This is a genomic window from Halomonas sp. (assembly GCF_031581305.1).
GTDB lineage: Bacteria > Pseudomonadota > Gammaproteobacteria > Pseudomonadales > Halomonadaceae > Halomonas.
The window spans coordinates 1-10,254 of record NZ_JAVLBC010000116.1 but is presented as its reverse complement, the minus strand read 5'-3'; the positions used below and the strand labels follow the sequence as shown (position 1 = coordinate 10,254).

10 protein-coding genes are annotated in these 10,254 nt (G+C 66.4%); 6 read left to right on the top strand and 4 right to left on the bottom strand.

Annotation, left to right across the window (positions count from 1 at the left end):
• From accC to purH, 5 genes are all read left to right on the top strand, one after another.
• On the top strand, positions 1-1,284 hold a 1,284-nt coding region (gene accC / locus RI841_RS10720), incomplete at its 5' end, for an acetyl-CoA carboxylase biotin carboxylase subunit (RefSeq protein WP_310705588.1).
• Between the two features lie 236 nt (positions 1,285-1,520).
• A complete protein-coding gene (gene prmA / locus RI841_RS10715; protein WP_310705587.1) occupies positions 1,521-2,450 on the top strand; it encodes a 50S ribosomal protein L11 methyltransferase in 930 nt (309 codons plus the stop codon).
• A 63-nt stretch (positions 2,451-2,513) separates the two neighbouring features.
• On the top strand, positions 2,514-3,572 hold the full coding sequence (dusB, locus tag RI841_RS10710; protein ID WP_310705586.1) for a tRNA dihydrouridine synthase DusB: 1,059 nt from the start codon (positions 2,514-2,516) through the stop codon (positions 3,570-3,572).
• A 71-nt stretch (positions 3,573-3,643) separates the two neighbouring features.
• Positions 3,644-3,907 (top strand): DNA-binding transcriptional regulator Fis, encoded by a 264-nt coding sequence (gene fis / locus RI841_RS10705; RefSeq protein ID WP_310705589.1) that lies wholly within the window; start codon positions 3,644-3,646, stop codon positions 3,905-3,907.
• Between the two features lie 81 nt (positions 3,908-3,988).
• Positions 3,989-5,569 (top strand): bifunctional phosphoribosylaminoimidazolecarboxamide formyltransferase/IMP cyclohydrolase, encoded by a 1,581-nt coding sequence (gene purH, locus RI841_RS10700; protein ID WP_310705585.1) that lies wholly within the window; start codon positions 3,989-3,991, stop codon positions 5,567-5,569.
• A 165-nt stretch (positions 5,570-5,734) separates the two neighbouring features.
• Here purH and RI841_RS10695 read toward each other — a convergent pair whose 3' ends face one another.
• From RI841_RS10695 to folE, 3 genes are all read right to left on the bottom strand, one after another.
• A complete protein-coding gene (locus RI841_RS10695) occupies positions 5,735-7,192 on the bottom strand; it encodes an NAD-dependent succinate-semialdehyde dehydrogenase (protein ID WP_310705584.1) in 1,458 nt (485 codons plus the stop codon).
• Positions 7,193-7,299: 107 nt separating this feature from the next.
• Complete coding sequence (folX, locus tag RI841_RS10690) at positions 7,300-7,710, bottom strand: dihydroneopterin triphosphate 2'-epimerase (protein ID WP_310705583.1); 411 nt, start codon at positions 7,708-7,710, stop codon at positions 7,300-7,302.
• A gap of 22 nt (positions 7,711-7,732) precedes the next feature.
• The gene (gene folE / locus RI841_RS10685; RefSeq protein ID WP_310705582.1) at positions 7,733-8,290 is read right to left on the bottom strand and encodes a GTP cyclohydrolase I FolE; all 558 of its coding nucleotides are present in this window, start codon (positions 8,288-8,290) and stop codon (positions 7,733-7,735) included.
• A gap of 270 nt (positions 8,291-8,560) precedes the next feature.
• Here folE and RI841_RS10680 point away from each other — a divergent pair, with 270 nt between their 5' ends.
• Positions 8,561-9,112, top strand: a complete 552-nt coding sequence (locus RI841_RS10680) for a hypothetical protein (protein ID WP_310705581.1) — start codon at positions 8,561-8,563, stop codon at positions 9,110-9,112.
• Between the two features lie 68 nt (positions 9,113-9,180).
• Here RI841_RS10680 and RI841_RS10675 read toward each other — a convergent pair whose 3' ends face one another.
• Positions 9,181-10,167, bottom strand: coding sequence for a serine/threonine protein kinase (locus tag RI841_RS10675; protein ID WP_310705580.1), 987 nt, complete (start codon positions 10,165-10,167; stop codon positions 9,181-9,183).
• Between the last annotated feature and the right edge of the window lie 87 nt (positions 10,168-10,254).

Sequence of the window (10,254 nt, the reverse complement as noted above, 5' to 3'; positions counted from 1 at the left end):
GCCTGCAAGGAGCTGGGCATCAAGACGGTGGCGGTCCACTCGACGGCCGATCGCGAGCTGATGCACGTGCGCCTGGCTGACGAGGCCGTGTGCATCGGGCCGGCATCCTCGGCGAACTCCTACCTGAATATCCCGTCGCTGATCAGCGCCGCGGAAGTCACCGACTCCAGTGCCATCCACCCCGGCTATGGCTTCCTCTCCGAGAATGCCAACTTCGCCGAGCAGGTCGAACGTTCCGGCTTTACCTTCATCGGTCCCCGTGCCGAGACCATCCGCCTGATGGGCGACAAGGTCAGCGCCATCGAGTCGATGAAGAAGGCCGGCGTGCCGACGGTGCCGGGTTCCGACGGCCCCCTGGGGGACGACGAGGGGGAGACCCTCGCCGTGGCGCGACGCATCGGCTACCCGGTGATCATCAAGGCGGCCGCTGGCGGCGGTGGACGCGGCATGCGCGTGGTACATACCGAGGCCCACCTGCTCTCGGCGGTCAATGTCACCCGCACCGAGGCCTACTCCTCCTTCGGCGATGGCACCGTCTACATGGAGAAGTTCCTCGAGAATCCCCGCCATGTGGAGGTGCAGGTGCTGGCCGATGGCCAGGGTAATGCCATCCACCTCTATGATCGCGACTGCTCGCTGCAGCGCCGTCATCAGAAGGTGATCGAGGAGGCCCCTGCCCCGGGGATCGACGAAGCCGCCCGCGCCGAGGTCCTCGAGGCCTGCCGGGAGGCGTGCATTACCATCGGCTACCGTGGCGCCGGCACCTTCGAGTTCCTCTACGAGGATGGCCGGTTCTTCTTCATCGAGATGAATACCCGCGTCCAGGTGGAGCACCCGGTCACCGAGATGGTCACCGGCGTGGACATCGTCCGCGAGCAGCTGCGCATCGCCTCGGGCCTGCCGCTGTCGATTTGTCAGGAGGACGTCAAGATCACCGGTCACTCCTTCGAGTGCCGCATCAACGCCGAGGATTCTCGCACCTTCATGCCTTCACCCGGCAGGGTGACCCTCTACCACCCCCCGGGTGGACTCGGCGTGCGCATGGATTCCCATGTCTACACGGGCTACACCGTGCCGCCCCACTACGACTCCCTGATCGGCAAGCTGATCACCTGGGGCGTGGACCGGGAAACGGCGCTGATACGCATGCGCAACGCCCTGGACGAGCTGCTGGTGGAGGGCATCAAGACCAATACCGACCTGCACAAGGATCTGGTGCGCGACGGCTACTTCCAGCAGGGCGGCGTCAATATCCACTACCTGGAGAAGAAGCTGGGGCTGTAACTCCCCGCTTCGTGCCCTTGTGATTCAGCCCGGTGTGCGGAAGTGCTCGGGGCTGATACGTCGACAGGCCTCGGAGGCCCCTTTGGGGTCAGACCCCGGCCATGCCGTCAAGCCCGTCATAGCGCACTTTTCTAGCGGTATTCCTCCCGCCGGGGTCTGACCCCAAAGGGGGGATGCCACCCAGGTCCGCTACGCATAACTCACTACCGTTTCCCGACTGACCACGGAACGCCCCCATGCCCTGGCTACAACTCAAGGCCCGTATCACCCCCGAGCATGCCGAGCTCCTCGAGGAACTGCTGCTCGCCGAGGGTGCCACTGCTATCACTCTCCAGGATGCCTTCGATGACCCGGTCTTCGAACCGGAGCGAGGCACCACGCCGCTGTGGGACGAGACGGTGCTCACCGGCCTCCATGACGACCTGGAGGGCATCGAGGCGATGCTCGACCGGGTACGCCAGGCCTGGGCCGCCGAGTCTCCCGAGGAGCCCTGCCCCGAGGTGGAGGTCGAGCTGCTGGCCGACCGCGACTGGGAGCGCGAGTGGATGGACGACTTCCAGCCGCTGCGCATGGGCGAGCGGCTGTGGATCGTGCCGAGCTGGCACGCCCCGCCGGAGCCCGACGCCGTCAACCTGCATCTGGACCCGGGACTGGCCTTCGGCACCGGTACCCACCCCACCACGGCGCTCTGCCTGGCCTGGCTCGACGGCCTCTCGGTGGCCGACGAACTGCAGGGCCTGGACGTGCTCGACGTGGGCTGCGGCTCGGGCATCCTGGCCATCGCCGCCCTAAAGCTCGGTGCGCGACGGGCCACCGGGACCGACATCGACCCCCAGGCACTGCAAGCCAGCCGCGACAACGCCGAGCGCAACGCGGTGAGCGAGACCGAGTTCCGGCTCTGCTACCCCGAGCAGCTCGAAGCGGGCGACTTCCCGCTGGTGATCGCCAACATCCTCGCCGGCCCCCTGATGGAACTGGCCGACGAGATCGCCGGGCGCGTGGCGCCGGGGGGCCGACTGGCCCTCTCGGGCATTCTCGAGGGCCAGGCCGAGCAGGTGCTCGATGCCTACCGCGGACGCGGCCTGATCATGGACGAGCCGGCGATCCGTGAGGGCTGGGTACGCCTCACCGGGCGGCGCCCCCTGGCAAGCATTCGCCCCGAGTAGCGGTTCACCAACGCCGGCCCGGGGCGTATGATATGCAGCCCCTGACGCCAGCGACCCCTGATCATGTCCGACTCTCGCCCTCTACCCCGCATCGGCCGCCATGAACTGCCCAACCGGGTGGTCCTGGCGCCCATGGCCGGGATCACCGACCGCCCTTTCCGGACGCTCTGTCGTCGCCTCGGGGCCGGTCTGGTAGTCGGCGAGATGGTCACCTCGGACCCCAGCCTGTGGCATACCCGCAAGTCCCGGCTGCGCATGGATCACCGCGGCGAGCCGGGTCCACGCAGCGTGCAGATCGCCGGCGGCGACGCCAAGATGCTCGCCGAGGCGGCGCGCCTCAACGTCGCGATGGGCGCCGAGATCATCGACATCAACATGGGCTGCCCGGCCAAGAAGGTCTGCAACAAGGCGGCCGGCTCCGCCCTGCTGCGCGACGAAACCCTGGTCGCCGAGATCCTCGAGACGGTGGTCGCCGCGGTGGACGTGCCGGTGACCCTGAAGATCCGTACCGGCTGGTGCGCCGAGAGCAACAACGGCGTGCGGGTCGCGCGCATCGCCGAGGAGGCCGGCATCCAGGCCCTGGCCGTGCACGGCCGCCATCGCCTTCAACGCTACGGCGGCGAGGCTGAATACGACACCATCGCCGCCATCAAGGCCCGGGTGGGCATCCCGGTGTTCGCCAACGGCGACATCGACTCTCCCGCCAAGGCTGCTCGCATCCTCGACTATACTGGGGCGGATGCGGTAATGATCGGCCGTGGCGCCCAGGGCAATCCCTGGATCTTCCGCGAGATCGACCACTACCTGCGCCATGGCCAGCGGCTTGCCCCGCCGGGAGATGAAGAGCGTGCCGTGGTCCTTCGTGACCATCTGGCGGCCCTGCATGACTTCTACGGCAAGCATCTGGGGGTACGCATCGCGCGCAAGCATCTAGGCTGGTACCTAGCCGGAGATGAACGTTTCGACGACGCCGGTCGGCGCGCCCTGAGGGCCACCTTCAATGGCCTGGAGAGCCGCCATGCCCAGCGCCGCTTCATCGATGAACTCTTTCGTCACGACCCCGCCGCGACACCAGGTCGCGTTGCCCGGGCCGTGGCACACGATGGAATCTGTGCCGCATGAACAGCAGCCAATCCTTTAATCATAATGCCGCGCTGCCCGAGCTGAATGCCCAGGCCTCCCGTGATCTCGCCATGCTGAGCGACGGCGGCGATCCTCCCCCGCAGGACGACCGCCCCCTGCGCGAGGCCGTGGAAGCCTCGCTGACCCGCTACTTCGACCACCTGGACGGCAGCAGCGTCACCGACCTCTATGCCATGGTAATGGCCGAGGTCGAGGCCCCCCTGCTGGCCTCGGTCCTCGACCACACCCAGGGCAACCAGACCCGCGCCGCCGAGATGCTCGGCCTCAACCGCGGGACCCTGCGCAAGAAGCTCAAGCACTATGGCCTGATCTGACCACTTCCTCGAGGGAGTCCGTGGCACTCCCTTGGCGTTCCCGCCGCTCCATTCACCATCATCGACAGAAGAGTGACCCCCATGGCCCAAGCCTCCTCCGCCGCGGTTCGCCGCGCCCTGATCAGCGTCTCCGACAAGACCGGCATCGTCGACTTTGCCCGCGGCCTCGTCGAGCAGGGTGTCGCGCTGCTCTCCACCGGCGGCACCTTCCGCCTGCTCCAGGAGAACGGCATCGACGTGACCGAGGTCTCCGAGCACACCGGATTCCCCGAGATCATGGACGGCCGGGTCAAGACACTGCACCCGAAGATTCACGGTGGCATCCTGGGCCGTCGCGGCCAGGACGACGCCGTGATGATGGAACACGGCATCGATCCCATCGACATGGTGGTGGTCAACCTCTACCCCTTCTCGGCCACCGTGGCACGCCCGGCGTGCACCCTCGAGGATGCCATCGAGAACATCGACATCGGTGGTCCGACCATGGTGCGCGCCTGTGCCAAGAACCATGCCTACACCACCATCGTGGTCGATGCCGGGGACTATGCCCGCGTGCTGGGCGAGATCAGCGCCCAGGACGGCGCCGTGAGTGATGCCACCCGCTTCGACCTGGCGGTCAAGGCCTTCGAGCATACTGCCGGCTATGACGCCGCCATCGCCGACTACCTGGGCCAACGAGTGCCCGGCGGCGAGGATGGCTTCCCGCGCACCTACAACCTGCAGTTCGAGAAGAAGCAGGCCATGCGCTACGGCGAGAACCCCCACCAGAGTGCCGCCTTCTACGTGGAAGCCGACGCCAGCGAGGCCTGCGTGGCCACCGCCACCCAGCTGCAGGGCAAGGCGCTCTCCTTCAACAACGTCGCCGACACCGATGCCGCCTTCGAGTGCGTCAAGGCCTTCACCGACACCGCCTGCGTGATCGTCAAGCACGCCAACCCCTGTGGCGTGGCGGTCGGCGCAAGCCCCCGAGAGGCCTACGAGAAGGCCTTCGCCACCGACCCCACCAGCGCCTTCGGCGGCATCATCGCCTTCAACGTGCCGCTGGACGCCGAGACGGCTCGCGCCATCGTCGACCGCCAGTTCGTCGAGGTGATCATCGCCCCCGGGGTGGAGGAGGAGGCGGCGAGCATCGTCGCCGAGAAGAAGAACGTACGCCTGCTCGATGTCGGTGCGCACTGGCCCGGCGAGCGCGAACACGCCCACGACTTCAAGCGCGTCACCGGTGGCCTGCTGGTGCAGGACCGTGACCTGGGCATGGTCGGCCGCGACGAGCTGACCGTGGTCACCGAGCGGGTGCCCAGTGAGCAGGAGATGCGCGACCTGGCCTTCGCCTGGAAGGTGGCCAAGTACGTCAAGTCCAACGCCATCGTCTATGCCAAGGAAGGCCAGACCATCGGCGTCGGCGCCGGCCAGATGAGCCGCGTCTACTCGGCGAAGATCGCCGGCATCAAGGCCGCCGACGAGAGTCTCTCGGTGCCGGGCTCGGTGATGGCCAGTGACGCCTTCTTCCCCTTCCGCGACGGCATCGACGCTGCCGCCACCGCCGGCATCGCCGCGGTGATCCAGCCCGGTGGCTCCATGCGCGACCAGGAGGTGATCGACGCCGCCAACGAGGCCGGCATCGCCATGGTGTTTACCGGGATGCGCCACTTCAGGCACTGACGCCTGCGGCGAGCTGTAAGCTGTAAGCTGTAAGCTGTAAGCTGTAAGCTGTAAGCACAGCGTAGATAGCGTCGCCATCATCAGAAAACCCCGTTGGCCATGCCGACGGGGTTTTCGTTTCTTACAGCTTATGGCTTATGGCTTATGGCTCCGGACGAAGCCCGGTCAGCCCAGATCGATACAGAGGTACTTGGTCTCCAGGAACTCTTCCAGCCCCTGGTGGCCACCCTCGCGACCCAGCCCCGAGGCCTTGACCCCGCCGAAGGGGGCGGCGGCATTGGAGATCAGCCCGGTATTGATGCCCACCATGCCGTACTCCAGGGCATCGGCGACTCGCCAGACACGCCCCAGGTCCCGGGAGTAGAAGTAGGAGGCCAGGCCGTACTCGGTAGCATTGGCCATGTTGACGGCATCTTCCTCGTCCTCGAAGGGGAAGACTGCCGCCAGTGGACCGAAGGTCTCCTCGTGGGCCAGCTTCATTCTGTGATTGGCGACACGGATCAGCGTCGGCGTGAAGAAGTTGCCGCCCAGCGGGTGCGGATGGCCACCCAGCAGCAACTCGGCGCCCAGGTCCACGGCGTCATGGACATGCTCGCTGACCTTGGCCACCGCCTTGTCGTCGATCAGCGGACCAATGTTGATCCCCTCCTCGGTGCCGTCCCCGACCTTGAGCTCGCTGTTCATGGCAACCGCCAGCTTCTCGCAGAAGGCGTTGACCACGCTGGACTGGACCAGGAAGCGGTTGGTGCAGACGCAGGTCTGGCCGGCGTTGCGGAACTTGGCGGCCATGGCCCCCTCCACGGCGGCGTCCAGGTCGGCATCCTCGAAGACGATGAAGGGGGCGTTGCCGCCCAGTTCCAGGGAGATCTTCTGGATATGCTGGGAGGCCTGGGCCATCAGCTGGCGCCCCACCTCGGTGGAGCCGGTGAAGGTGATCTTGCGCACCAGCGGCGACTCGGTCATCGCCGCGGCAATCTCGGAGGCGCGGCCCGGCACCACATTGAACACCCCGCGCGGCACCCCGGCCCGCTCAGCCAGCTTGGCCAGGGCGGTGGCGGAGAACGGCGTCTGGCTAGCCGGCTTGACCACGATGGTACAGCCGGCCGCCAGGGCCGCGCCCGCCTTGCGGGTGATCATCGCCGCGGGGAAGTTCCAGGGTGTGATGGCCCCCACCACGCCGATGGGCTGTTTGGTGACCACGATGCGCTGGCTGGACTTGGCGGCGGGGACGGTCTCACCGTAGATGCGCCGCGCTTCCTCGGCGAACCAGCGCAGGAAGCTCGCCGCATAGGCGATCTCGCCCGCGGCCTCCTTGAGCGGCTTGCCCTGCTCGAAGGTCATGATCATGGCCAGGTCGTCCTGATGCTCCATCATCAGGTCGTGCCACTTCATCAGGATGTCGGCCCGCTCCTGAGCGGTCATGCCACGCCATGCCGGCAGGGCGGCATCGGCCGCGGCGATGGCCCGTTCGGTCTCGGACCGCCCCAGGCGAGGCACATCCCCCATGGCCTCACCGGTGGCCGGATTGAGGACGTTGATCTGCTCGCCGCTGTCGGCGGCGACCCAACTGCCGTCGATATAGGCGAAGGGACAGTAGAGCTGCGTTTCCTTGAGGGCTTGCATGATCATCTCCTGCCGCACGGGCGGCTCCTTGTCGGTTTGCCCCCATGCTAAGCGAAAGACCCCGGTGCACCAAGCACCGGGGTCCTTAATCGATGATTCATGTCACATCAGCGCGGCCGGCGGGGCTCCCGGGACTCGGAGAGGGTGATGGAGACGGAATCGGCGAAGCGCAGCGCATGGGGCTTGTCGATCTCCACCTGGGCGGTCAGCACCTGGTCGTGACTCATGATCAGGTCCAGCACCTCGCGGGTCATGCGCTCGAGCAGCAGGAAGCGATGGTCCTCCACCAGGGCGATCACCTGCTTGGTGATGGTGCGGTAGTTCAACGCCTGCTCGATATGGTTGAACGCGACCGCCTTGTCGGCGCGATAGCGGATCACGGCATTGATCACCACGTCCTGCCGATTTCTGATCTCGTCATCCTTGATGCCGATATGGGTGCGCAGCCGCAGATTCTTGATGCGGATCGTGGCGAGGTCGTGGTCGAAATGCTGGTCGTCCAGAGCATGCATCGGCATGGCGGGGCTCCTTGCGGGGGAATCAGCGGCCGTTGACCAGGGTGAGAAACTCCTGGCGCGTGCTCTGCTTCTCGCGGAAGGCGCCGAGCATCACCGACGAGGTCATGCTGGAGTTCTGCTTCTCCACGCCGCGCATCATCATGCACAGGTGGCGCGCCTCGATGACCACCGCGACACCGCGAGCCTCCGTGACCTGCTGCACGGCCTCGGCGATCTGCCGGGTCAGGTTCTCCTGGATCTGCATGCGCCGAGCATACATGTCGACGATGCGCGCAAACTTGGAGAGCCCCAGCACCTTACCGCTGGGCAGGTAGGCGATATGGCACTTGCCGATGAACGGCAGCAGATGATGCTCGCACATGGAGTAGAGTTCGATGTCCTTGACCAGTACCATCTCGTCGGTTTCGGACTCGAACACCGCGCCGTTGACGATCTCTTCCAGCGACTCAGTGTAGCCGCGGTTCAGAAACTGCATCGCCTTGGCGGCCCGCTTGGGGGTATCACGAAGGCCTTCCCGGTCGGGATCCTCCCCCAGCTCGTGGATGATCCGGCGATAGTGGTTGGCGAGTTCTTCGGTCATGGTCAAGGCCCGTTGCAGTGTCGGTGTCCGAGGTATCGTTGGAGGATGGCCTGGCCATCACATCATGTACAGAAGATATACAAAATTTTAATCTTGTACAACAAAAGAGTCTCGGGACTCGCTAGTCTAGCGCATGACGCCCGGCAACGCAGGGAGCCATCGCTGCCGGACAGTGACATCGTGTCGCGTCTTCGCCGCCCCGGGCCGCCTGCCCTGTGATAAAATGCTGCGTGCTTCATGCTGTGCCCAAGTCACCCTCGAGAGCCCGACATGATCAAGACCCAAGCCTCTCTGCTGATGGCCGCCGTGCTGGCGATGCCGACCCTGGCCATGAGCGATACCCTCGAACTGCCGGCCGATGCGACCGTCGACGCTCAGGTCATCGACGTGCTGACCCTGTCCCCGCAGGCCCCGGAACATGACGACCTGATCATCCACCCGGTGGCCGGTGGCGATGCCTCCCATGCCCTGCCGGAATACTGCGTGCTGATCGGCGACGCCCGCCTAGACGGCGAGCGCATCCGCCTGACGACCCAGTCGCTGACCTGCATCGAGACCGACGGCAGCGAGAGCGAAATCTACAGCGGCGAGATCTCCGCCGCGGCCTATGATACCGATGGCGCTTTCGGAATCGCCGCCTGCCAGGACGGCAACTGCCGCCTGACCCCGGAGCAGACCTTTCAACTGCGCCTGGCCAGTGACCTGGCCATTGAACAGCAGGACAATCCCGCCGCCAAAATCAACGAGCAGCGTCGACAGGCCGACGGCGCAGGGGTCGCCAATCCGATTCCCGCCGATGCGCCGGATCCCGACGACGACTGAGCGTCCCCATCGAGCCGAGACGCACCCCAAGGGGTGCGTCCGTGTGGCTCACAAGCCGCCGGCTGCGATCAGGCCAGCCAGCGTGGCCTGGCTTCCAAGGCCTGGCGCTGCTGCTCCAGCATGCGCAGGTGCCCCTCCCAGTAGCCCGCATCGGCCAGCCAGGGAAACGCCAGCGGGAAGGCCGGATCCGCCCAGCGATCCACCAGCCAGGCGCTGTGGCGCAGCAGACGCAGGGTGCGCAGCGGCTCGACCAGCGTGAGCTCGCGGCGGTCGAAGTCGCGATGCTGCTCGTAGCCCTCGGCGACTTCGGAGAGTTGCATCTGACGCTCCCCCTCCTCCTGCGCGGTAAACAGCATCCACAGGTCCTGGATCGCCGGCGCCATCAGGCAGTCATCGAAGTCGACCAGCGCAAACTGCTCGTCGCGACCGAGAATATTGCCGATATGGCAGTCGCCCTGCACGCGGATCGCCTGTTCCGCGCTCCAGGCATGAGGCGCCAGGCTGCGATGCAGCGTCGCGGTGATGCGCTCGTAGGCCTGACGCTGGCGACGGTCCAGCCAGCGGCTTGCCAGCACCTTGTCGCGGGCCTCGAGCACCATGCCATCCAGGTCCAGCGCACGACGATGCGTGAAACGCCCCCGCTCCCCCACCGCGTGCACCGCGCCGATCAGCTCGCCCAGGGCGAAGAGGTGGGCCGGATTCTCCAACTCCGGCGCCTGGCCCGGCAGGTGGGGAAAGAGCGTGAAGCGAAATCCCTCGGCCCGGTGCAGGCTCTCGCCCGCCTCGTCCCGCCAGGGGGCAGCCACGGCCACTTCGGCCGTGGCGAGCTCGGCCAGGAAAGCATGCTCCTCGCGGATCTGGGCGTCCGTCCAGCGCTCGGGGCGGTAGAACTTCACCACCCAGCGGCGGCGCTCCTCGTCGTGCACCAGGAAGACCCGATTCTCGTAGCTGTTGAGGGCAAAGGGCTCGCCGGGCAGCCAGAAGCCGAGCGACTCCACCGCCGCCACCACCCGGGCGGGCGAGAGCTGAGCGAAGGGATGAGAAGTGGTGTCCATGGGGGCTCCCGGTGCATCGAGGGAGAACATGCTAACAGGGAAGCGCCCGTCAGTGCCTCCCTGCCGGCGTCCGGGCCACCGCCCAGG

Coding starts and splice junctions, on each gene's coding strand:
- RI841_RS10675 (WP_310705580.1), bottom strand. CDS start 10,167: ATGGACACCACTTCTCATCCCTTCGCTCAGCTCTCGCCCGCCCGGGTG.
- folX (WP_310705583.1), bottom strand. CDS start 7,710: ATGCCGATGCATGCTCTGGACGACCAGCATTTCGACCACGACCTCGCC.
- purH (WP_310705585.1), top strand. CDS start 3,989: ATGGCCCAAGCCTCCTCCGCCGCGGTTCGCCGCGCCCTGATCAGCGTC.
- RI841_RS10680 (WP_310705581.1), top strand. CDS start 8,561: ATGATCAAGACCCAAGCCTCTCTGCTGATGGCCGCCGTGCTGGCGATG.
- RI841_RS10695 (WP_310705584.1), bottom strand. CDS start 7,192: ATGCAAGCCCTCAAGGAAACGCAGCTCTACTGTCCCTTCGCCTATATC.
- folE (WP_310705582.1), bottom strand. CDS start 8,290: ATGACCGAAGAACTCGCCAACCACTATCGCCGGATCATCCACGAGCTG.
- dusB (WP_310705586.1), top strand. CDS start 2,514: ATGTCCGACTCTCGCCCTCTACCCCGCATCGGCCGCCATGAACTGCCC.
- prmA (WP_310705587.1), top strand. CDS start 1,521: ATGCCCTGGCTACAACTCAAGGCCCGTATCACCCCCGAGCATGCCGAG.
- fis (WP_310705589.1), top strand. CDS start 3,644: ATGCTGAGCGACGGCGGCGATCCTCCCCCGCAGGACGACCGCCCCCTG.